This window comes from Micromonospora sp. NPDC049114 (assembly GCF_040648635.1).
In the GTDB taxonomy this organism is placed as follows: domain Bacteria; phylum Actinomycetota; class Actinomycetes; order Mycobacteriales; family Micromonosporaceae; genus Micromonospora.
Window position 1 is genome coordinate 298226 of the sequence record NZ_JBEZEA010000007.1, and the last position, 21283, is coordinate 319508.

Annotated in this window: 18 protein-coding genes and 1 pseudogene; 13 read left to right on the top strand and 6 right to left on the bottom strand. The window is 73.3% G+C overall.

Annotated features, from left to right (window positions below; translation table 11 throughout):
* Positions 1-4: 4 nt before the first annotated feature.
* Both AB0B39_RS21790 and AB0B39_RS21795 read right to left on the bottom strand, forming a co-directional pair.
* On the bottom strand, positions 5-1696 hold the full coding sequence (locus AB0B39_RS21790; protein ID WP_357496726.1) for a GAF domain-containing sensor histidine kinase: 1692 nt from the start codon (positions 1694-1696) through the stop codon (positions 5-7).
* A gap of 14 nt (positions 1697-1710) precedes the next feature.
* Positions 1711-3525: a long-chain fatty acid--CoA ligase gene (locus tag AB0B39_RS21795; protein ID WP_357496728.1), complete on the bottom strand. Its 1815-nt coding sequence runs from the start codon at positions 3523-3525 to the stop codon at positions 1711-1713.
* Between the two features lie 122 nt (positions 3526-3647).
* Between AB0B39_RS21795 and AB0B39_RS21800 the strand changes: the two genes are divergently transcribed.
* From AB0B39_RS21800 to AB0B39_RS21825, 6 genes are all read left to right on the top strand, one after another.
* Positions 3648-4103: an SRPBCC family protein gene (locus AB0B39_RS21800; RefSeq protein ID WP_357575196.1), complete on the top strand. Its 456-nt coding sequence runs from the start codon at positions 3648-3650 to the stop codon at positions 4101-4103.
* A 31-nt stretch (positions 4104-4134) separates the two neighbouring features.
* The gene (locus AB0B39_RS21805; protein WP_357575197.1) at positions 4135-4827 is read left to right on the top strand and encodes a hypothetical protein; all 693 of its coding nucleotides are present in this window, start codon (positions 4135-4137) and stop codon (positions 4825-4827) included.
* Between the two features lie 76 nt (positions 4828-4903).
* Positions 4904-5851, top strand: coding sequence for an ROK family glucokinase (locus AB0B39_RS21810; protein WP_234586935.1), 948 nt, complete (start codon positions 4904-4906; stop codon positions 5849-5851).
* Between the two features lie 11 nt (positions 5852-5862).
* Positions 5863-6567, top strand: a complete 705-nt coding sequence (locus tag AB0B39_RS21815; RefSeq protein WP_357575198.1) for an endonuclease/exonuclease/phosphatase family protein — start codon at positions 5863-5865, stop codon at positions 6565-6567.
* Between the two features lie 113 nt (positions 6568-6680).
* Positions 6681-8087 carry an NAD(P)-binding domain-containing protein gene (locus tag AB0B39_RS21820; protein ID WP_234586930.1) on the top strand — a complete coding sequence of 469 codons (1407 nt, stop codon included), beginning with the start codon at positions 6681-6683 and terminating at the stop codon, positions 8085-8087.
* Positions 8084-8896 carry an alpha/beta fold hydrolase gene (locus AB0B39_RS21825; protein ID WP_357575199.1) on the top strand — a complete coding sequence of 271 codons (813 nt, stop codon included), beginning with the start codon at positions 8084-8086 and terminating at the stop codon, positions 8894-8896. The genes AB0B39_RS21820 and AB0B39_RS21825 overlap by 4 nt, the downstream gene beginning before the upstream one ends.
* A 13-nt stretch (positions 8897-8909) precedes the next feature.
* Here the strand turns inward: AB0B39_RS21825 and AB0B39_RS21830 are convergent, their stop codons facing one another.
* Entirely contained in the window at positions 8910-10391 is a 1482-nt protein-coding gene (locus tag AB0B39_RS21830) for a trehalose-6-phosphate synthase (RefSeq protein ID WP_357575200.1), read from the bottom strand.
* Positions 10392-10559: 168 nt separating this feature from the next.
* Positions 10560-11420: a DUF308 domain-containing protein gene (locus AB0B39_RS21835; protein ID WP_357575201.1), complete on the bottom strand. Its 861-nt coding sequence runs from the start codon at positions 11418-11420 to the stop codon at positions 10560-10562.
* A gap of 367 nt (positions 11421-11787) precedes the next feature.
* Between AB0B39_RS21835 and AB0B39_RS21840 the strand changes: the two genes are divergently transcribed.
* Positions 11788-12465, top strand: coding sequence for a lysophospholipid acyltransferase family protein (locus AB0B39_RS21840; protein ID WP_357575202.1), 678 nt, complete (start codon positions 11788-11790; stop codon positions 12463-12465).
* A 6-nt stretch (positions 12466-12471) separates the two neighbouring features.
* Here the strand turns inward: AB0B39_RS21840 and AB0B39_RS21845 are convergent, their stop codons facing one another.
* Positions 12472-16047: an adenylate/guanylate cyclase domain-containing protein gene (locus AB0B39_RS21845; RefSeq protein WP_357575203.1), complete on the bottom strand. Its 3576-nt coding sequence runs from the start codon at positions 16045-16047 to the stop codon at positions 12472-12474.
* Positions 16048-16163: 116 nt separating this feature from the next.
* Here AB0B39_RS21845 and AB0B39_RS21850 point away from each other — a divergent pair, with 116 nt between their 5' ends.
* Positions 16164-16361, top strand: a complete 198-nt coding sequence (locus AB0B39_RS21850; protein WP_357496740.1) for a hypothetical protein — start codon at positions 16164-16166, stop codon at positions 16359-16361.
* Between the two features lie 151 nt (positions 16362-16512).
* On the opposite strand, the gene AB0B39_RS21855 is transcribed toward AB0B39_RS21850, so the two are convergent.
* Positions 16513-17205 (bottom strand): Crp/Fnr family transcriptional regulator, encoded by a 693-nt coding sequence (locus tag AB0B39_RS21855; RefSeq protein WP_007463121.1) that lies wholly within the window; start codon positions 17203-17205, stop codon positions 16513-16515.
* Positions 17206-17443: 238 nt separating this feature from the next.
* On the opposite strand from AB0B39_RS21855, the pseudogene AB0B39_RS21860 reads away from it, so the two are divergent.
* The 5 genes and pseudogenes from AB0B39_RS21860 to AB0B39_RS21880 form a co-directional block, all read left to right on the top strand.
* Positions 17444-17949, top strand: a pseudogene (locus tag AB0B39_RS21860) (polyadenylate-specific 3'-exoribonuclease AS); the annotation flags it as partial.
* 70 nt (positions 17950-18019) lie between these two features.
* On the top strand, positions 18020-18523 hold the full coding sequence (locus tag AB0B39_RS21865; RefSeq protein ID WP_357496742.1) for a pyridoxamine 5'-phosphate oxidase family protein: 504 nt from the start codon (positions 18020-18022) through the stop codon (positions 18521-18523).
* Positions 18524-18680: 157 nt separating this feature from the next.
* Complete coding sequence (locus tag AB0B39_RS21870) at positions 18681-19709, top strand: 6-phosphofructokinase (RefSeq protein ID WP_234587020.1); 1029 nt, start codon at positions 18681-18683, stop codon at positions 19707-19709.
* Between the two features lie 112 nt (positions 19710-19821).
* Positions 19822-20640, top strand: coding sequence for a pyrroline-5-carboxylate reductase (gene proC / locus AB0B39_RS21875; protein WP_357496744.1), 819 nt, complete (start codon positions 19822-19824; stop codon positions 20638-20640).
* Positions 20641-20785: 145 nt separating this feature from the next.
* Positions 20786-21136 carry a DUF2203 domain-containing protein gene (locus AB0B39_RS21880; protein ID WP_234586913.1) on the top strand — a complete coding sequence of 117 codons (351 nt, stop codon included), beginning with the start codon at positions 20786-20788 and terminating at the stop codon, positions 21134-21136.
* Positions 21137-21283: the final 147 nt, after the last annotated feature.

A 21283-nucleotide genomic window follows, 5' to 3' on the forward strand; every position in this document is an offset into this window, starting at 1 on the left:
CGGGTTACTCCCCTTCTGGTGCTGCGCTGTCGCGCACGTTGTCGCGCCGGGACGAGGAACCGAGAACCACCGCCACGGTCGTGCCGCTGGGTTGCCGCGGCCTGATCTCCAACCGGCCCCGGATACGTTCCGCCCTCTCGGCCATGATCGCAAGACCGTACCGTCCGTCGGGGCGCTGGTCAGCCATCCCCTGACCGTCATCCGACACTTCAATTTGAGCGTACGGGGGGTCCACCTCACACGTGACCCAGAGATTCGAGGCCCCGGCGTGCTTGCGGGCGTTGGTCACCGCCTCCTGGGCGATGCGCAGCAACTCGGCCTCGGTGGCCGCCGGCAGGCGCGCGGTGGACTCGTCCAGCGACAGGTGCACCCGCAGCCCACCCGAGGCGCCAACGGTCCGGGCGTACTCGGCGATCGCCGCGGCCAGGCCGCCCTGGCGGTCCACCTCGCTGCGCAGCTCGAAGAGGCTCAGCCGCAGCTCGGTGATCACCCGGGTCACCTCGCCGCGCAGCGTACGCAGCGCCTCGGCGGTCTCGTCCGCGTCGTCGAAGACGGTGGCCAGGGCGTTGTCGATGCCGTAGCCGACCATCACCAGCTCCTGCGCCACCCCGTCGTGGATCTCGCGGGCCAGCCGTTGGCGCTCCTCGTTGGTGGCCAGCGAGCGGACCTCGTCGAACAGCAGCGCCGCCTCCAGCCGCAGCGCGGCCGGCCGGGTCAGTGCGGTCACCCGGGACACCACCGGCGGCGGGTACGCCTGCGCGACGTCCGCCTCCAGCACCACCAGCCCCACCGTGCGCACCCCGGCGACCAGCGGGACGATCAGCGCCGACACGTCCCCGCCCCGGTGGGAGCGCGACTGTGAGCGGGCGGCCGTCGTGGCCTGCTGACTGGCCCAGGCGTCGGCGATCGCCGAGTCCGCGTCCAGGGTCGTCTCCCAGTCCACCCGGTCCACCCCGGCCTGCGCGAGCACCACGAGCCGGCCCCCACCGCTGGCCGACAGCACCGCGCCCCGGTCCGCCCGGGCCACCGTGCGCAGCTCCTCCAGCAGGTGCTCGGAGATGCCGCCCGGGTCCAGGGTCGCCCCCGGCAGTTGCCGGGCCACCGTCCGCAGCTGGGTCAGCAGGCGGGTCGCCTCGGCGTACGGCTGGGGCTTGCCGTCGGCGCGCACGGCCATCACCCGGTGCAGGGTGCCGGCGGCGTAGAGCCCCAGCGCGGCGAGGATCAGCCACTGCGCGCAGACCGCGAGATAGCCCACCTGGCCGAGCTGACGCCCGCCGTCGACCTGGGTCAACGCGCCGCTGACCAGCAGCGTGCCGGCGGTCACCGCGAGCAGCGCCGCGCCCTCGCGGAAGCGGCGGCGCAGGGCGGTGACGGTCACCGGCACCGCCAGGTAGGGCAGCACCGCGGAGGCGCCGAGCCCGTCGACGGTCCCCCCGATCGACGCGACGGCGGCGACCTGGCTCGCGGCCAGCCCCAGCACCACCACCTCGGCCACCCGGCTCAGCGGCCCGATCAACCGGTGCTGCGGGGCGAGCAGGGAGGGCGCCCCGGCGACCGCCAGCAGCGCGATCCACCACAGCTGGGTGACGTCGCGGGTGGCGAACAGGGTCAGGATCGCGACCAGCGCCAGCATCACCAGGCGGGCGGCCGCGGCGAGGGGATGCGGATGCGGTGTGGCGGATGCGGATGCGGGCACGTGACGGATGGTAGTCAGCCTCGGTAGATGTCGGCGATCTCCGCCGCGTACGTCTTGTGGACGACCTGTCGTTTGACCTTGAGCGACGGGGTCAGCTCACCCGTCGCCTCGGTGAAGTCGCGGGGCAGGATCCGGAAGACCTTGATCGCCTCGGCCTTCGACACGGACTGGTTCGCGGTGTCGATCGCGGACTGGACCTCGGCGCGCAGGCCCTCGTGCTCGCGCAGCTTCTCGACCGGAGTGTCCGGGGGCAGGCCGGCGCTCGCGAGGAACGTCGGCAACGCCTCCTCGTCGAGGGTGACCAGCGCGGCGATGAACGGCTTCGCATCGCCGACCACGACGCACTGGCTGATCAACGGGTGGGCGCGGACCTGGTCCTCCAGCACGGCGGGGGCGACGTTCTTGCCGCCCGCGGTCACGATCAGCTCCTTCTTGCGGCCGGTGATGCTCAGGTAGCCGTCGGCGTCGAGTTGGCCCAGGTCGCCGGTGCGGAACCAGCCGTCGGCGCTGAGCGCTTCGGCGGTCGCCGCCTCGTTGTGCCAGTAGCCCTGGAAGATCAGGTCGCCGGAGATCAGGATCTCGCCGTCGTCCTCGATCCGGATGGTCACGCCGGGCAGCGGTCGGCCGACGGTGCCGATCCGGGTGCCGGTGGGCAGGTTCGCTGCGGCGGCGGGCGAGGTCTCGGTCAGCCCGTACCCCTCCAGGATCGTCACGCCGACGCCGCGGAAGAAGTGACCGAGCCGGGCTCCCAGCGGTGCGCCGCCGGAGATGGCGTCGCGGCACCGCCCGCCGAGCGCGGCGCGCAGCTTGCGGTAGACGAGCCGGTCGAAGACCGCGTGCTGGGCGCGCAGCGCCAGGCCCGGTCCGCGCGGGGTCTCCAGAGCCTCGCTGTACGCGATGGCGACCTGCTCGGCGCGGGCGAAGACGCCGCCCTTGCCGTCGGCCTCGGCCTTCTGCTTGGCCGCGTTGTAGACCTTCTCGAACACCCGTGGCACCGACAGCACGAAGGTGGGGCGGAACTCCTGCAACTCGCCGACCAGGTTCTTGGTGTCGGCGCAGTGCGCCAGGGTGGCCCGGGCCTGCACCACGCCGATCTGGATGAGCCGGGCGAACGCGTGCGCCAGCGGCAGGAAGAGCAGGGTGGCCGCGCCGGCGTTGAACAGGTTCGGCAGCACCGGCACCGCGTTGGCGATGTCGGCGTACATGTTGCGGTGGGTGAGCACGCAACCCTTGGGGCGGCCGGTGGTGCCGCTGGTGTAGATGATCGTGGCCAGGTCGTTGGCGCGGACGGCCTTGCGGCGCCGCTCGACCTCGGCCAGCTCGACTGCGGCACCGGCGGTGACCAGCTCGTCGACCCCGCCGCGGTCGATCTGCCAGAGGTGGACCAGCTCGGGCAGGCGGTCGCGGACGCTGGCGACCAGGTCGGCGTGCGCGTCGGTCTCCACCACTGCGGCGACCGCGCCGGAGTCGGCCAGGATCCAGGCGGCCTGCTCGGCGCTGGAGGTCTCGTAGATCGGCACGGTGACCGCGCCGACCGTCCAGATGGCGTAATCGAGCAGCGTCCACTCGTAACGGGTGCGGCTCATCAGCGCGACCCGGGCGCCCGGGGCGACACCGGCGGCGATCAGGCCCCGGGCCACCGCCGCCACCTCGTCGCGGAACGCCAGGCAGGTCACCTCGGCCCAGGTCGTGCCGCTGCCGTCGGCCGAGCGCGTGGCGCGGGCGAACTGGACGGTGTCCGGCGCGGCCTCGGCGTTGTCCCAGACCGGATCGGTGAGGTTGGCCGCGTCGCCAACGGTGACGATCGGCGGAACGGAGAACTCGCGCACCTGCACTCCTTCGTGCTCGCACTGGCCGGGCCGCTGCCCATCCACGGTCTTCGGCTCTGTCGAAACCTACCCGGCGGGGGCGGCGCGGCGTACGGGCGGTACCCGCCGGGTAGCCTCCCCCCATGGCGGACTCCTCCACCCAGTCGATCATCATCGGCGCGTCACCGGACCTGGTGGCGGCGGTCATCTGCGACTTCCCGAGCTACCCGGAGTGGACCGAGGCGGTGCGCCACGCCGAGGTGATCGAGGAGTACGAGGACGGCTACGCCAGCCAGGTGCGCTTCGCGATCGACGCCGGCGTGATGGCCGACGAGTACGTGCTCGCCTACGAGTACGCCGAGGACCTGTCCCGCATCGAATGGCACCTGCTGGCCCCCTCGAAGATGCAGAAGAGCCAGCGCGGCTCGTACGACCTGGTGGCGAACCCGGACGGGAGCACCACCGTGACGTACACGCTCGAGGTCGAGCTGTCGGTGGGGATGCTCGGCATGTTTCGGCGCAAGGCCGAGAAAATGATCATGGACACCGCGTTGAAGCAGCTCAAGCGCCGGGTAGAAGCACTCGGTGCGGCGCAGTGACGCGTCCGGCGGCAGGGTAGAGGAGCCGAGGGTGGGCGGAACGGATCCGGGTTCGGCCCGGGAAGAGGCGGAGCGTCTGGTCGCCACGGTGCTCGCGGGGGCGCGACTGGCCTCCGCCGGGTCGGCGGGCGGCGCGTTCGGCCCGCTGGGCGGGATGCTGGCCGGTGTCCTCGGTCACAGTGCCGCTCCGGGCGGCGGCACCCAGGGCGGTGGGGGTTTCGCCACCGGTTCGGCCGAATGCTGCGTCTGCCCGGTCTGTCGCGGCATCGCCGCGTTACGTGATCCGAGTCCGGAATTCGCCGAACGGCTCGCCACCGGCGCCGGAGACCTCGCGGCCGGCGTGGCCAGCCTGCTCCGGGCGTTCGCACCGCCGGAGCCGTCCCCGACGACCGCACCGCAGCCGTCCGCCCCGGCGCGGCCGACGTCCGCCGCGAGCAGCGACGACGAGGCCCCGCCCGCCGCCCCGGCCGACCGGTCCGCCGACACCGACGACGAGCACGTGTGGCGCGATGCCACCCGCAGCGGGCATGATTCTCAGCCGGCGCCGGAGCGGGATGTCTGGTCGGTCGCCACCCGGACGGCGGACCCACTCGCCCCGGCCACCGCAGCACCCGTCGACGACGCCGGGTCGGTGGCCGCACCGGCGCCGACCAGCCGACCCGCGGTGCCCGCGTCGCGGGCGTCCGACGACACCGGCGCGGACGCGCCGGGCGGCGGCGCCTGAGCGCGGGACATCGCGATCCGGACCGGCGCGTCATCGGCGCGCGGACCGGACAGCACAGCAGAGGGGAGCGGCAGCGGTGACGCTGACCATCGGAGTCGACGTCGGTGGCACGAAGGTGGCCGGCGGTGTCGTGGACGACACCGGCACGGTTCTCGTGCAGAGCCGACGGGACACTCCCGCCGATGACGTCGGCAAGACCCGCGACGTCATCATCGAGCTGGTCGGCGAGCTGGCTGCCGGGCGGACGATCGAGGCCGTCGGTATCGGCGCGGCCGGCTGGATCGACGCCACCCGCTCGACAGTGCTCTTCGCCCCGAACCTCGCCTGGCGGGACGAGCCGCTGCGCGAGTACGTCAGCACCGCCGTCGGCCTGCCGGTGATCGTGGAGAACGACGCCAACGTGGCCGCCTGGGCCGAGTTCCGCTACGGCGCGGCCCGGGACGCCGACGACTCCATGATCATGTTCACGATCGGCACCGGCGTCGGCGGCGGCATCGTGCTCGGCGGCGAGCTGATGCGCGGCGCGCACGGCGTCGCCGCGGAGCTGGGCCACATGCTGGCCGTGCCGGACGGGCACCAGTGCGGCTGCGGGCGGCTGGGCTGCATCGAGCAGTACGCCAGCGGCAGCGCCCTGGTCCGCTTCGCCCGCGCGGGCGCCCGACAGGAACCCCAGCGGGCCGCGGCCCTGCTGGACCTGGCCGGCGGCGAGGCCGAGGCGATCACCGGCCACATGGTGACCGCCGCCGCGCAGGGCGGCGACCCGGTCTCCGCCGAGGCGTTCGCGCAGATCGGCCGGTGGCTGGGCACCAGCCTCGCCGACATGGCACAGATCCTCGACCCGCAGACCCTTGTCGTCGGCGGCGGCGTGATCGACGCCGGTGACCTGCTGCTCGGCCCGACGCGCCGCTCGTACCTCGACGCGCTCGCCCAGCGGGGCCGCCTGCCGGTGGCCGAGGTGCTCCCCGCCCAGCTGGGCAACAGCGCCGGGGTGATCGGCGCGGCCGACCTGGCCCGCCGGATCTGAGGGGGCCGGCGATGGGTGAGGCTGCCGGCGTACCGCTGCGCGTGGTGTCGTACAACATCCACAGCCAGCGCGACGACACGGCCGCGCTCGCGGCGGTGGTCCGGGCCGCGAGGCCGGACGTCGTGATCGTCCAGGAGGGGCCGCGTCGGTTCCGGTGGCGGCAGAAGTCCGCCACCCTGGCCGAGTCGTTCGGCCTGGTGGTGGCCGCCGGGGGCCTGCCCGCCCTGGGCAACCTGCTGCTGACCAGCCTGCGGGTGCAGGTGCGTGACACCCGTTGCCAGCGCTTCCCGCTGACCCCGGGCCGACACCTGCGCGGCGCCGCGTACGCCGAGTGCCGGGTCGGCGACGCCCGGTTCACCCTCGCCGGGTCGCACCTGTCCACCGACCCGACCGAGCGGCCCGCGCAGGCCGCCGAGTTCCGGCGGGGGCTGGACGCGGCGAGCAGCCCGGTGGTGGCCGGAGCCGACCTGAACGAGGGCCCGGACGGGCCGGCGTGGGCCACCGTGGCGCGTGGCCTGACCGACGCGGCGATCGCCGCCGACCGCGCGGAGCGGCTCACCTACTCGTGCGCCGACCCGCGCCGCCGCATCGACGCGCTCTTCGTCGATCCCCGGATCAGCGTTGTCGACTACGACGTGGTGGACACCCCGCAGACCCGCCGGGCCAGCGACCACTTCCCGGTCCTCGTCGACCTGCTGCTACCCACCGCCGGCTGACCCCCCCGTCTGGTATCCGTCGATCGGTCCGCTCCGGGGCTGGACATCCGGCTCCGATGTGGAGAGGATTTCGCGGCGACCGGCACCCGTGCCGCACAAAAGGAGATGTCCCGGTGTCCACCTCCACCGACCACGGCCGGCCCGACCCGGATGCGACCCAGTCCGCGCAGAGCCCCGACGGCCGTCCGCTCTCCGACCGGGGCGACACGGTCTGCGTCATCGGGGCCGGGGCCAGCGGCCTGACGGCCATCAAGAACCTGCGCGAGCACGGGTTCGGGGTGGACTGCTACGAACGGGAGACCGGCGTCGGCGGCGCCTGGAACTGGCGACACGACCGCAGCCCGGTGTACGCGAGCACCCACCTGCTGTCGTCGAAGCCGTTCACCCAGTTCCCCGACTTCCCGATGCCGGACTCGTGGCCGGACTACCCGCACCACAGCCAGCTCCTGGCGTACTTCGAGCGGTACGCCGACCACTTCGACCTGCGCTCGCACGTCTGGTTCGGCACCGAGGTGGTCCGGGTGGAGCCCGCCGAGGGCGACCGCTGGGACGTGACCACCCGCTCCACCGGCGGGTACGGCCCGGAGCGCACCTCCCGGTACGCCGCCGTGGTCATCGCCAACGGGCACAACTGGTCGCCGAAACTGCCCCGCTACGAGGGCCTCGAGGAGTTCCGCGGCGAGATCATGCACGCGTCGTCCTACAAGGACCCGGCGCAGCTGCGCGGCAAGCGGGTGCTGGTGGTCGGCGCCGGCAACACCGGCTGCGACATCGCCGTCGAGGCCGCCCAGCAGGCGTCGCGGTGCTGGCACTCCACCCGGCGCGGCTACTGGTACGCCCCGAAGTACGTCCTCGGGCGGCCCGCCGACCAGGTCAACGACGCCCTGCTGGCGCTGCGCGTGCCGCTGCGGGTCCGCCAGTGGCTCTACCACTGGACGCTGCGCCTGACCGTCGGCGACCTGACGCGCTTCGGCCTGCCCAAGCCCGACCACCGGGTGTACGAGACGCACCCGATCGCCAACAGCCAGCTCGTCTACTACGTGGGCCACGGCGGGATCGCCCCGGTGCCGGACCTGGCCCGTTTCCGCTCGTACGCCGTGGAGCTGGCCGACGGCCGCGAGATCGACCCGGACCTGGTCATCTTCGCCACCGGCTACCTGCCCCGGTTCGAGTTCCTCGACGCGTCGGTGTTCGGCGACAGCGCCGGCACGGGCCGGCCCACGCTCTGGCTCAACGCCTTCACGCCGGGGCACCCGACGCTGGCGGTCGCCGGCCTCGTGCAACCGGACTCCGGGATGTTCACCCTGGCGCACTGGCAGACGGTGCTCTTCGCCCGGCTGTTGCAGGCCCGCCGGGACCGGCCCGAGCGGGCCGCGGCGTTCGCGCAGCGGGTGCGCGACCGGGCCGGGGAGCGTTACTCGGGGCAGGTCAAGGACAGCAGCCGGCACTGGTTCGAGGTCGGGCACGCCGACTACCTGCGCGCCGTCCAGCGCGCCCTGCACGACCTGGAGGCCAAATGACCGAGCTGCGGATCATGCGGGGTCGGGAGTGGTCCCGGCCGGTCCGGCCGGCGCGACGCGAGGTGCTCAGCGCCGTTCCCGAGGTGGAGCAGGGGCGGCCTCCGCTGCTCTTCGTTCCCGGCTTCGGGCACGGCGCGTGGGCGTTCGCCGAGCACTGGCTGGGTCACGCCGCGTCGCGGGGCTTTCCGGCGTACGCGCTGAGCCTGCGGGGGCACGGCGGCAGCGAGCCGGCGCCGGAGGCGACGCTGCGCGCGTACGCCCACGATGTGGTCCAGGTGGCCGCGAGCCTGCCGCGCCAGGCGGTGCTGGTGGGGCACGGCGCCGGGGCGCTCGTGGTGGCGCACGCGTTGGCGCGTTACCCGGCGCGCGGTGCGGTGCTGGTGGCGCCGGTCTTCGGCGGCTGGGGGGTGCTCTCCGCGGCGGTGCGCCGCAACCCGGCCGGGACGTTGCCGGCGGTGTTCGGCGGGCCGTTGCGGCTCAGCCGCACGCAGTTGTTCAGCCGCGAGTTGGCCGACGAGGAGGCCCGGCGGTACGTGGCGCGGCTGGGTCGGGCGGGCCGGCGGGCGCAGTGGGCGCTGCTGGGCGAGCCGGAGGCCGAGCCGGCGGTGGGTTCGCCGCCGGTCCTGGTGCTGGGCAGCCCGGACGACCGGGTGGTGCCGGCGTCGACGTTGACGCGGATCGCCCGCCGGTACGGTTCGGCGCCGTTGCTCTTTCCCGGCATGGGGCACGACCTGATGCTCGACGCGCGCTGGGCCGAGCCGATCGACGCGATCCTGGACTGGCTGGAGAAGGAGCCCGCCGCCCGGTGAGTGGTCGCGCCGGTCAGCCGCCGGTGTGCTGCGCGGCGGAGGTGGCCCGGGTCGCCGGGTGCGGCACGAGGGGGGCGCCGTCGCCGCTGGTGAGGCGGCCGACCAGGGCGCCGCGCTCGTCCAGCGCGCTCAGGTAGGAGCGCGCCCAGGCCCGGATGTCGTGCTGGTGCAGGTGGGCGCGCATGGCCCGCATCCGTTCGGTGACGTCGGCGGGACTGGCCCGCAGCGCCGTGCGCAGCGCCTGCTTGAGCCCTTCCAGGTCGTGCGGGTTCACCAGGTACGCCTGCGACAGTTCGGCGGCCGTGCCGGCGAACTCGCTGAGCAGCAGCGCGCCCGTGTCGTCCACCCGGGCGGCGACGTACTCCTTGGCGACCAGGTTCATCCCGTCGCGCAGCGGGGTCACCGCCATCACGTCGGCGACCCGGTAGAGCGCGGCCAGCTCGGCCCGGTCGAAGGGCTGGGTGAGGTAGTGGATGGCGGGCTCACCGACGCGGCCGAACTCGCCGTTGATCCGGCCCACCTCGCGCTCGATGCGTTCGCGCAGGATCTGGTACTGCCCGACGCGTTCCCGGCTCGGCATGGCGACCTGCACCAGCACCGTGTCGCGGACCTTGACGTCGCCGCTGGCGAGCAGCTCGCTGTACGCCTTGAGGCGCTGCTCGATGCCCTTGGTGTAGTCCATCCGGTCGACGCTGAGGATGACCTGGCGGGGATCGCCGAGGTCCTGGCGGAGGCGGCGGGCCCGCGCGGCGACGTCGGGGCGGGCGGCGAGGGCGGCCATCTCGGCCGTGTCGATGGAGACGGGGAAGGCGCCGATGCGCACGACCCGGTCGTCGATGCCGATCCGGCGGTCGGTGGCGGGCAGCTCCAGCACCCGGGTGACCAGTTGGGCGAAGTTGTGCGCCGCCTGGGCGCGCTGGAAGCCGACCAGGTCGGCGCCGAGCATGCCGCGCAGCAGTTCGGCCCGACGGGGCAACTGCATGAACAGCTCCGGCGGCGGGAACGGCACGTGCAGGAAGAAGCCGATGCGCAGGTCGGGGCGCAGCGCGCGCAGCTGCCCGGGAACCAGCTGGAGGTGGTAATCCTGCACCCAGACCACGCCGCCCGGCTCGGCCACCTCGGCGGTCGCCTCGGCGAAGCGCTGGTTGACCCGCTGGTACGCCTCCCACCAGCGGCGGTGGTGCTCGGGTTGCTCGACGGCGTCGTGGTAGAGCGGCCAGAGGGTGGCGTTGGAGAAGCCCTCGTAGTGGTCGCGCAGATCTTCGTGGCTGAGGGCGACGGTGTGCATGTGGACGCCGTCCACGTCCGGCAGGGCGGGCGCGGCCCCGGTGCCCCCGGCCCAGCCGACCCAGGTCGCCGGGGTGTGCCGGAGCAGGGGGTGCAGCGCGCTGACCAGCCCACCGGGACTGCGGCGCCACTCGCAGGCGCCGTCGGGCGCCTGGCTGTCGTCGATGGGGAGGCGGTTGGCCACCACCACGAGGGAACTCTGTCGCATCTCGGGCATTCCGATCAGCAGAGGACTGACCGCCACGAGGAAGGGAAAACCGGTCAGTCAGCGGGGGAAGTGACGTACAGCGGTATTCCTACTGACAGTAAGTTACACCATTGTTACGCCCCGGGCGGGGGGCGTCGTCGTCCCGCCATGCGGTAGACGGCGCGCGGGTCAGACGACGGCGCCGTTGTCCGGGTCGTCGTCGTCCTCGTCGCCGGGGCGCAGCCGCCAGATCAGCGTGACGAAGCCGGCCAGGATGCCGGTGAACCCGAACAGGGTGACCGCCGAGCGGTCCACCGGGAGCAGCGACGGGAAGAGGAAGAGCACGAACCCGACGACCACAGCGAGCGCGCCGACCACCGCGTACTTGGAGATCCGGGGCAGGGGCGGGGGTGGCGGCGGGTGGTAACCCTCGTCCTCGTCGTCGTCGGGCAGATCGGCGCCGAAGGTGTCCAGACCGTCCAGCAGCGAGGGCTCGTCACCGCGGGTGCCCCGGCCGACCGAGATCCCGGACAAGTCGGTGGCCGACGGCAGCCGGCGGACGTCGGTGGCGGTCGGCCCGGCCTCGTCGACGCCGGAGCGGGCGAGCGGACCGGCCGTCGACTCGTCCCGGGTTTCCCGGTCGTCGCGCTCGTCCACGTCCTCCGCTGCCGGCCACGGGCGCTCGTCGGCGGTCGAGGTGGTGTGGAAGCCGGCCACGATCCGGGCCCACTCGGCGTCGATGTCCGGTTCGTCGCGGGCCGGCGGCTGCTCCGGGGTGCTCTCGTCGGCGAGCTGGGTGAGGTAGTCGCGGGCCGTGGTCAGGTGCGAGCGGTCGACGTAGAGCCGGTCGACCGGGCGGGCCGGAACCGTCGTGGTGCGGGTGACGGGGTTGAGGTCGGCGGAGGGTTGCAGGTAAGCGGCGATCCCACCGGCCGCCAGGACGTCGAGCAGGTGCTCGCCGACGCGCGGATCGACGTCGCCGACGACGGCGTACTCGCTCGCGTCGAGCCCGTTGTCCCGCCGTCCCCGGCGGGCACCACCCGCTGACACCCGGCAATCCTCCTCAACGCGCCCTCGGCGCGGCCGCCCCTGCCCCGTCGGCGTCCGTCCGCACGCCGTGCTCTGAATCGTGACACGTCGGAGGCCGGTTCCGGGAGTGCGTTGTGTCGCGTCTTGGAAAGTCAGGGGCACTGCCGCAGGTCGCGGCGGTGGCTCTTTGTCCGTTCTTGCGCGACACGTGCGATCTCGGTGATCGTCGGCGACCGGGTGTTTCGACCCGCCCACACCGTGCCGACGATCGAAAAAATGAGAGACGTCGACGTCCGTTGTGGTGCGAGCGCGGGCTTCGTAGGCTCGTCGGCGACGGCGGCGCTCCCGGCATGGTGCTGTCGCGGGCACACCACGGGAAAGGACGCCGGTGCTCTACTGGCTGTTGAAGTACGTTCTCCTCGGTCCGCTGCTCAAGCTGATCTTCCACCCGCAGGTGGAGGGCCTGCACCACGTGCCGGCGACCGGGCCGGTGATCCTGGCCAGCAACCACCTCTCCTTCTCCGACTCGATCTTCACCCCGTTGATCATTTCGCGGAAGGTCACCTTCGTGGCCAAGGCCGAGTACTTCACCGGCAAGGGGATCAAGGGCTGGCTGATGAAGATGTTCTTCGTCGGCACCGGCACCATCCCGGTGGACCGCTCCGGTGGCCAGGCCGCCCGCGCCGCCCTGGACACCCAGCTGCGGGTGCTGCGCGCCGGGGGAGTGGCCGGCATCTACCCCGAGGGCACCCGATCCCCGGACGGGCGGCTCTACCGGGGAAAGACCGGGGTCGCGCGGCTCGCGCTGGAGAGCGGTGCGGTGGTGGTGCCCGTGGCGATGCTCAACGCCGACCAGATCCAGCCGCCCGGCACGCTCATTCCCCGGATCGACCGGGTGCGGATCCGCTTCGGTGCCCCGCTGGACTTCTCCCGCTACGCGGGGCTGGCCGGCGACCGGTTCGTCGAGCGCGCGGTCACCGACGAGATCATGTACGAGCTGATGGAGCTCTCCGGCCGCGAGTACGTCGACATCTACGCGCAGAAGCTCAAGCCGGTGCCCGCCTGAGTCGTCTCAGCAGGCCACCGCCGGCCCCGTCGGGCTGATCGGCCGGCCGGCCAGCGCCAGCAGGCCCGGGGCGTCGTTGCGCAGCGCGAAGGTGCGGACCTCGGCGCGCGGCACCCGGGCGCCCGCCGGGTCGCCGGCGCGGGTCAGCTCCGCCGCCGCGAGCGCCAGCGCCAGCACCCGGTCGCTGTCGTCCGGAATCCGCCCGTACGTCTCGGCGGCGGCCAGGTGCAGCTCGGCCGCCCGCCGGTGGTCGCCGTCGGCCGCCGCCACCGCCGCCGTCACCGTCCGCAGCGCCGCCTCCGACCACGGCGTGCGATGTCCGACCCGGTCCAGCATCGCCCGGACCCGCACGGAGGTGTCCCGGCCGGCCAGAGCGGCGGCGTACGCGGCGGCGGCGATCCACTCCCCGCTGGCCAGCGCCGGCACCGCCGACCAGGACCGGTCCAGCTCGTCGATCAGCTCCGCCGCCTCGGCGTCGCGGCCCTGCAACGCCCGGCACAGCGCCGCCATGCTCAGCATCGTCCACCGCAGGCGGTGAAAGCCGCTGCGCCGCGCGGTGGACAGCGCGTCGGCCAGGTCGGCCGGGTCCTCGTCGTCGCGGAGCACCAGCAGACAGCAGCGCAAACCCCGCACCTGCATGTCCCAGCTGCCCGTCGGCGTGTCCACGAACGCCTCCGCGGCGGCGAGCAACCGGCCGAAGTCACCCTCGAACCACGCCCGCATCGCCTCGGCCGAATAGCTCGTGGTCAGCGTCTGGCCGCTGGCCGTACGCGCCGGCGCGGCCGAGAGCAGGGCGTTCGAGCGCAGCCAGTCACCCTCCTCGCGGATCGCCCAGGCCAGGTTCTGAGTGGCCCGGGGCAGCGCGAGCAGCTGACCGGCGCGGGCGAACTCGACGATCGCGTGCAGCTCGTCCAGGCCGACCCGGTCACCGGCCTGGTAGCGGGCGGTGGCCGCGGTGATCCGCGCGTTGGTGCGCGCCTCGGTCAGGCCCAGCCGCTCCGCGATCTCCGCCGCGGTGTCCGCCGCCGACACGGCCGGGTCGCGCTCGTAGTTGAGCATGTGCAGGCGGCCCAGCTCGGCGTACGCGTCGGCCTTCTGCGGGCTGTCCGGCAACGGCTCGAACAGCTGGACCGCGCGGTCCAGGCAGGCCAGCGCGTCACCCCGGTCGGCGCGCAACCAGGCCGCCTGACCGAGCAGCGTCCACGCCCGTGCGGCACACGCGTCGTCGCCGTGCGCCGACAGCCGGTCCGCCAGCGCGTGCACCTGCTCCGGTCCGCCGCCGGACAGGAACGCGTTGCCGTCGCGGTAGAACGAGATCTCCGTGCTGAGCAGCTCCAGTTGGAGCCGGCCCACCGGGTCGCTGTCGTCGGCCAGGCCCAACGCCCGGCCCGCGTGGCTCGCCGCCGCGTCCAGCCCGTGCAGGGCGTACGCCCGCCGGGCCGCCCGGTGCAGCGCCTGCCGCGCCGGCCCCGCGTACCGGCGGACCTGCATGCCGAGCGAGCGGGCGATCTCGTGGGCCGCCCAGCGGTGGTGGGCGAGCACCTCCGCCAGGTCGGTGTCGCGGCTGTGCGACAGCGCGTCGAGCCAGTCCGCGGCCCGCTCGTGCCGCGCCACCCGCTCGGTGCGCGGCAGCCGCTGGTAGCAGACGTCGCGCACCAGCACGTGCCGGAACCGGAACTCCGCCTGCCCCGCCATCGTCGACGCGGCCTGCTCGTGCACGAAGTCGCGCTGCTCCAGCCGGCGCAGCGCGCGCTCGACCGACTCGACCGGCTGCCCCAGCGCGGCGGCCACCGCGCCCGGCCAGAACTGCACCCCCACCACCGAGGCCGCCAGCAGCACCGCGCGGTCCTTGGCGTCCAGCAGGTCCACCCGGTTGGCGATCACCGCGTGCACGCTCTCCGGCATGGTCAGTTCGAGCTGCTTGTCCAGCGACCAGCCCCGCCCGGACTGCCGCAGCGCGCCCTGTTCGATGAGCATCCGGACGTACTCGTGGGCGTAGAGCGGGTTGCCGCCGGCCACCTCGATGAGCGGGGTCAGCATGTCGGCGGAGAACGCCGCCTGGCCGAACAGGTGCGCGTACAGGGCGGCGATGCCGGTGTCGCGCAGCGGCGGCAGGGTGATGGTCACCGAGCCGGTGATGGTCCCGGCCCAGCTCGGGTCCCGGTCGACCAGTTCCGGGCGGGCGGTGCAGAGCAGCAGCAGCGGCGCCTCGCGGGCCGCCGCCCCGAGCAGTTCCACGAAGCGCAGCATCGCGTCGTCGGCCCAGTGCAGGTCCTCGAAGACCAGCACGGTGGGGCGGCGGGCGGCCAACGCCAGCAGGAACCGCCGCCACGCGGACTCGGCTTCCTCCGCCGGCAGCGGCGTGCCGGGCAGCCCGACCAGCGGGCGCAGGGCGTCCACCACCCGGTCGCGCTCGCCCGGGCCGATCAGCTCGCCCACGGCGGCGGCCAGCCGCTGCGCCGCGCTGGCGGCCGGGTCGGTGTCCAGGATGCCGGCCTCGGTCTTGACGATGTCGGCCAGCGCGGCGAACGTGACGTTCTCGCCGAACGGCGGGCAGCGCCCCGTCCGCCACGTCAGCGGCTCGTCGACCAGCCGGCCCGTGTGCCGGTACAGCTCGCGCAGCAGCCGGCTCTTACCGATGCCGGCCCGGCCGAAGATCGTCACCACCTGCGGCAACCGGTCGCGCAGCGACCGGTGCAGGGCGTTGACCAGCATGCCCAGCTCGTGCTCGCGGTCGACCAGCGGCGTGGTGTCCGGCTCTCGATCGGTCGGCAGGCGGCGCAGCGGGGACAGCGCGAGCCACACCTCGGTCGGCGACGACCGGCCGCGCAGGGTGACCGGGGGCTGCTCCTCGTAGCGGATCGTGTCCCTGGTCAGCGCGTGCGTGGTGCCGCACACCAGCACCCCGCCCGGTGGCGCGACCGACTGCATCCGGGAGGCGGTGTTCACCACGTCGCCGGCCACGATCGCCTGCCCGCCGTCCCGGGCGGCGGCCACGTCGACGAGGGCCTCCCCGGTGGCCACCCCCACCCGGAACCGCATCTCGGTGCTACCCGTCGGCGCGAACCGGGTGAGCACCCGTTGCAGCTCCAGCCCGGCCCGGACGCAGCGCAGCGCGTCGGTCTCGGTGGCGATCGGGGCGCCGAACAGCGCCATCACCGCGTCGCCGATGTACTTCTCCACCACCCCGCCGTACTGGCCGACGACCCGGCGGGCCGCGGAGAAGAAGCCGGTCTGCATGCCGCGGACCTGCTCCGGGTCGGCCCGCTCGACGTACGGGGTGAAGTCGATGAGGTCGACGAAGAGCACGCTCACCCGGCGGCGGTCCTCCTGCGGGGCGACGGCGGCCGGCCGGTCCGCGCCCGGCCGGGGCGAACCGCACGAGGTGCAGAACGTGACGTCCGAGGCGAGGGGGCGCAGGCAGTGCGGGCACACGGCACCGAGCTCGGCACCGCAGCCACCGCAGAAGCGGTCGCCGTCGGCGGCCGTGCGTCCACAGCGCCCACACTGCGCGGCGATGACACACCCTCCATGGCGATCCGGGCCGACGCCCCCCGTCGTCCCGTCACAGGGCAGTATCACCGCCCACGTGGCTGTCAGGTAACCGGCCTGTTGGCTTGTGGACAGTCCACCTTGGGTCCGGCGGACTACATTCAGTCCGCCACATCTTCGATCAGCGACCAGAGGGGGACAGGTCAATGGTGTACGTCAAGCTCGAGAGCGACTGGACCGACGGCAACGGGGTCAGCCACTCCGCGGGCGAGTCGGTTGACGTCGACGCCGCCACGCTCGCCACGCTCCAGGCCGAGGGCATCGTCAGCGAGCAGTCGAACGGCCCGGGCGGCGACAGCAAGGGCCCGAACAAGTGGGCCGGCCCGGGCAGCCCCGGCGTCTGAACCGCGCGTCGGTGACGCGACGACACGGCCGGGCCGCCCACGGGTGACCCGGCCGTGTCGTGTCGTGGTGCGCTGCCCGTCGGTGCGGCTCAGCGGTCGTTCACGTTGACGCCGACGCTGCGGTGCGGCTCAGCGGTCGTTCGCGGCGCGCTCAGCGGTCGTTCATGCCGGCGCGGCGGCGCAGCGCGGCCACGTCGGTGACGACGATCCGGCGGCCCTCGGTCCGCAGCCAGCCCCGGCTGGCGAAGGAGCCGATCGCCTGGTTGACGCTCTGGCGGGAACCGCCGGCCATCTCGGCGAGCTGGCTCTGGTTGAGCTCGATCGTGATCATCGGGGCCTGGCTCTCGCCGGCCAGCCGGACCAGTGTCTTGGCGACCCGGCCGGGCAGGTCGAGGAAGACGTGGTCGGCGTTCTGCTCGGTGAGCCGACGGATCAGGCCGCCCAGCGAGCGCATCACCGCGTCCAGGATGCGCGGGTTGGAGTGCACGAGTTCCATGAACGCGCCCCGGGACAGGGCGAGCGCCGCGCAGTCCTCGATGGCCTCGGCCGACGCGGACCGGGTGGAGGCGTCGAGCAGGGAGACCTCGCCGAGCACGTCCGGAGGACGGATCACCGACAGCACCGCCCGCTCGCCGGTCGGCGCCGTGCGGAAGACGGCCACCGCGCCGCGGCGCAGCACGATCAGCGACTCGCCCGGGTCGTTCTCCACGAAGAGCAACTGACCCTTGCGGTAGGTGCGCGGAACAGCGGCCGCGATGACGCGCTGGCGCACCTCGGGCTCCAGCCCGGCGAACATCTCGACACCCGTGAGCGCGTCACCCGGCTCCGGCAGGCGCATCTCCACGGCCCAACCCCTCCCCGGTCATGGACCACACAATCGCTCACCGGGTGAACCTGATGGCCCTGACAAGGTGAACTGACACCGATTCGGCATCCGGTAGCGGTACACATCAGATCATGACGGTCCAGTCGCTTGCTGTACACCCCTCGAAGCACTTCCGTGACCGTCGCGAGCTGCGGCGTACTCCCTGCACCGGCCCCCGCCGGCCGCTGCCGGCCGGCGGTGGGCGAGGATGGCCGGAATGGTCTACCGCTACTTCTACGACTGCGAGTTCATCGAGGACGGCCGGATCGTCGACCTCGTGTCGATAGGTGTCGTCGACGAGTACGGCCGCGAGTTCTACGCGGTCTCCACCGAGTTCGACGACTCCCGTGCCGTGCCCTGGGTCCGACGCAACGTGCTGGACCGGCTGCCGTCTCCGGCGGACCGGGCCTGGCGTTCCCGGGAGCGCATCCGTGACGACCTGTACGACTTCCTCATGGAGCCGGTCCGGGACCGGCCGGGGGAGCAGCTGGAGCTGTGGGCCTGGTACGCGGCGTACGACCATGTGGTCCTCGCCCAGCTCTGGGGGGCGATGCCGGCGCTGCCCCGGGAGATCCCCCGGTTCACCAAGGACCTGCGCCAGCTCTGGGACGACCGGGGCCGGCCGACCCTGCCGGACGCGGACGCGGCCCGGCACGACGCCCTGGTCGACGCCCGGCACAACCTGGCCCGCTGGCGGGCGATGACGGCACGCTGAGCGGTCGTCGTACCTTTGTAGGTTTGACCGGTTCTGTCCCGGGCAACGGTTCGACCAGTCGAGCCGAGGGAGGCTGCCATGAGCAACGATCCGACCAGCATCGCCGAGGCCCGGACGCGGGTCACCGAGCTGGTCCGCGCCGCACGGATCTGCATGCTCACCACGATCGCACTGGACGGGCGCCAGGTGAGCAGGCCGATGGGGCTGCAGGAGGCCGAGTTCGACGGCGACCTGTGGTTCTTCGCCTACGCCGACTCCGCCAAGGTGCGTCAGATCCGGGTCAACCCGGAGGTCAACGTCGCCTTCTCGGACCAGAAGCACAACGCCTGGGTGTCGGTCTCGGGCACCGCCAACGAGGGTTTCGACGCCGAGCGCGCCCAGCGGCTGTGGAACCCGGTGCTCAAGGTCTGGTTCCCGGACGGGCTGGACACGCCCGGCCTGACCCTGATCAAGGTGCACGCCAGCTCCGCCGAGTACTGGGACTCGCCGAGCAGCACCGTGGTCAATCTGCTCGGGTTCGCGAAGGCCGCCGTCACCGGCCAGCCGCCGGAGGCCGGCGAGAACCGCGAGGTGACGTACTGACCCGCCGCCCCCGGGGCGCGCTGTCGTCGCGCAGGTAGGCCGACTACAGTTCGCAGTGACGGCCCGCCCCGGGCCGGCAATGGCGCCGATGGTCTGACCTGACACATACCTGGGGCATATCGGGCTTTACCTGATGCTCCAGGAGGATGAGCGGATCATGCGTATCGGCGTGCTCACCGGCGGCGGCGACTGCCCAGGTCTCAACGCGGTCATCCGGGCGGTGGTCCGCAAGGGCGTCGCCACCTACGGTCACGAGTTCGTGGGCTTCCGGGACGGTTGGAAGGGCCCGCTGGAGGGTCTGTCCCGTCCCCTGGGCATCGCGGACGTCCGCGGCATCCTGCCCCGTGGCGGCACCATCCTCGGTTCGTCCCGGACCAACCCGTTCAAGATCGAGAACGGCGTCGAGCGGATCAAGGACAACCTCGCCGAGCAGGGCGTGGACGCGCTGATCGCTATCGGCGGCGAGGACACCCTCGGCGTGGCCACCAAGCTCTACGAGCTGGGCGTGCACGTGGTCGGCGTGCCGAAGACGATCGACAACGACCTCGGCGCCACCGACTACACCTTCGGCTTCGACACCGCGGTCAACATCGCGATGGAGGCCATCGACCGGCTGCACACCACCGCGGAGAGCCACCACCGCACCCTGGTCGTCGAGGTGATGGGCCGGCACGCCGGCTGGATCGCCCTGCACGCCGGCCTGGCCGGCGGCGCCAACGTGATCCTGCTGCCCGAGCGTCAGTTCGACGTCGACCAGGTGGCCGGCTACGTCGAGAAGCGCTTCCAGCACCAGTACGCCCCGATCGTCGTGGTCGCCGAGGGCGCCCAGCCGCTGGACGGCCAGATGGTGCTCGCCAACCAGGAGCTGGACTCGTTCGGCCACGTCCGCCTCGGCGGCATCGGCCAGTGGCTCGCCGAGCAGCTGGAGGCCAAGACCGGCAAGGAGGCCCGCACCGTGGTGCTGGGCCACATCCAGCGCGGTGGCACCCCGACCGCCTTCGACCGGGTGCTCGCCACCCGCCTGGGCCTGCAGGCCATCGACGCGGTCAACGACGGCGACTGGGGCAAGATGGTCGCGATGCAAAGCACCGACATCGTCCGGGTGCCCCTCGCCGAGGCCACCCGCGAGCTCAAGACCGTGCCGCTGGAGCGGTACGCCGAGGCCGAGGTCTTCTTCGGCAGCTGATCGACGGTAGGACGGCGCGGCGGGCCACCGGTCCGCAGTTGGTCAACGGCACGGCGCGGCGGGCCGGTTGGTCCGCCGCGCCGTGCTCCGACGCGAGAGGGGTACGGCCGAGATGTCAGCCGAGGTGCACACGGTCGCGGTGATCGGCGCCGGCAAGATCGGCGAGCTGATGCTCTCCGGGCTGCTGCGCTCCGGATGGCCGGTGGAACGGCTGCTCGCTACCGCCCGCCGCCCGGCCCGCGCCGAGGAGCTGACCGCCCGCTACGGCGTACGGGTGGTCGACAACCTGGCCGCCGTCGACGAGGCGGCCGTGCTCGCGGTCTCGGTCAAGCCACAGGACGCCGCCGCGCTGCTCGACGAGATCGGGCCCAAGGTGCCCGCCGACAAGCTCGTCATCTCGCTCTGCGCCGGGCTGCCCACCAGCTTCTTCAACCGCCGGCTGCCCGAGGGCACCCCGGTCGTCCGGGTCATGACCAACACCCCGGCGCTTGTCGACCAGGCGATGACCGCCATCTCGGCGGGCGCGTACGCCACCGGGGAGCACCTCGCCCTGGCCGAGGAGATGTTCAAGCCCCTCGGTCAGACGATCCGGGTGCCCGAGTCACAGCAGGACGCGGTCACGGCGCTCTCCGGCTCCGGCCCGGCCTACTTCTACCTCCTGGTCGAAGCCATGATCGACGCCGGGATCCTGCTCGGGCTGCCCCGGCAGGTGGCGCACGAGCTGATCGTGCAGACCGCTATCGGCTCCGCCGTGATGCTGCGCGACTCCGGCGAGCACCCGGTCAAGCTGCGCGAGGCGGTCACGTCACCGGCCGGCACCACGATCTCCGCGATCCGCGAGCTGGAGAAGCACGGCGTACGCGCGGCGCTGCTCGCCGCGCTGGAGGCCGCCCGGGACCGCGCCCGCGAACTGGCCGCCCAGGCCGACTGACTCCACCGAGCGGCCCGCACCCGCCGACCGACACCGCCCGGGACGTCCTCGCCGCCGGCAGCGCCGAGTCGCCCGGCCTTCCCGTGACCTCCGCCGCGCCACTCGCGGGGCATGCGCGGCACGGCACGTGGCGCATACTGGCGGCGTGTTCACACTCGCTCAGGCCCGGCACCTGGTGGCCACCCTGCAGCCGCGTGTCGACGAGCTGATCCGGCTCCGCGCCGACCTCGCCGAGCTGCGTGTCGACCTGGCCGACCACGGCGTCAGCGCGCTCGGCGGACTGGCCGAGGTGAAGGGGCTGGAGGCCCGGCTGCACGCCGTCGTCGAGGAGCTGCACCAGCACGAGATCCAGGTCAAGGGCATCGCGCCGGTGCTGCTCGACTTCCCCGGCGAGCGGGCCGGCCGTGCGGTGCTCTGGTGCTGGCTGGAGGGCGACTCCGACGTGCGCTGGTACCACCGCGCCGAGTGCGGCTTCGCCGGCCGCCGCCCGGTCTGACGCCGGCCTGCCGCTCTGACGTCGGCCCCGCCCGGTCTGGCGTCGGCCTCGCCCGGTCTGGCGTCGGCCTCGCCCGGTCTGGCGTCGGCCTCGCCCGGTCTGGCGTCGGCCTCGCCCGGTCTGGCGTCGGCCTCGCCCGGTCTGGGT

Coding starts and splice junctions, on each gene's coding strand:
- AB0B39_RS21850 (WP_357496740.1), top strand. CDS start 16,164: ATGGTGTACGTCAAGCTCGAGAGCGACTGGACCGACGGCAACGGGGTC.
- AB0B39_RS21825 (WP_357575199.1), top strand. CDS start 8,084: ATGACCGAGCTGCGGATCATGCGGGGTCGGGAGTGGTCCCGGCCGGTC.
- AB0B39_RS21870 (WP_234587020.1), top strand. CDS start 18,681: ATGCGTATCGGCGTGCTCACCGGCGGCGGCGACTGCCCAGGTCTCAAC.
- AB0B39_RS21830 (WP_357575200.1), bottom strand. CDS start 10,391: ATGCGACAGAGTTCCCTCGTGGTGGTGGCCAACCGCCTCCCCATCGAC.
- proC (WP_357496744.1), top strand. CDS start 19,822: ATGTCAGCCGAGGTGCACACGGTCGCGGTGATCGGCGCCGGCAAGATC.
- AB0B39_RS21800 (WP_357575196.1), top strand. CDS start 3,648: ATGGCGGACTCCTCCACCCAGTCGATCATCATCGGCGCGTCACCGGAC.
- AB0B39_RS21815 (WP_357575198.1), top strand. CDS start 5,863: ATGGGTGAGGCTGCCGGCGTACCGCTGCGCGTGGTGTCGTACAACATC.
- AB0B39_RS21865 (WP_357496742.1), top strand. CDS start 18,020: ATGAGCAACGATCCGACCAGCATCGCCGAGGCCCGGACGCGGGTCACC.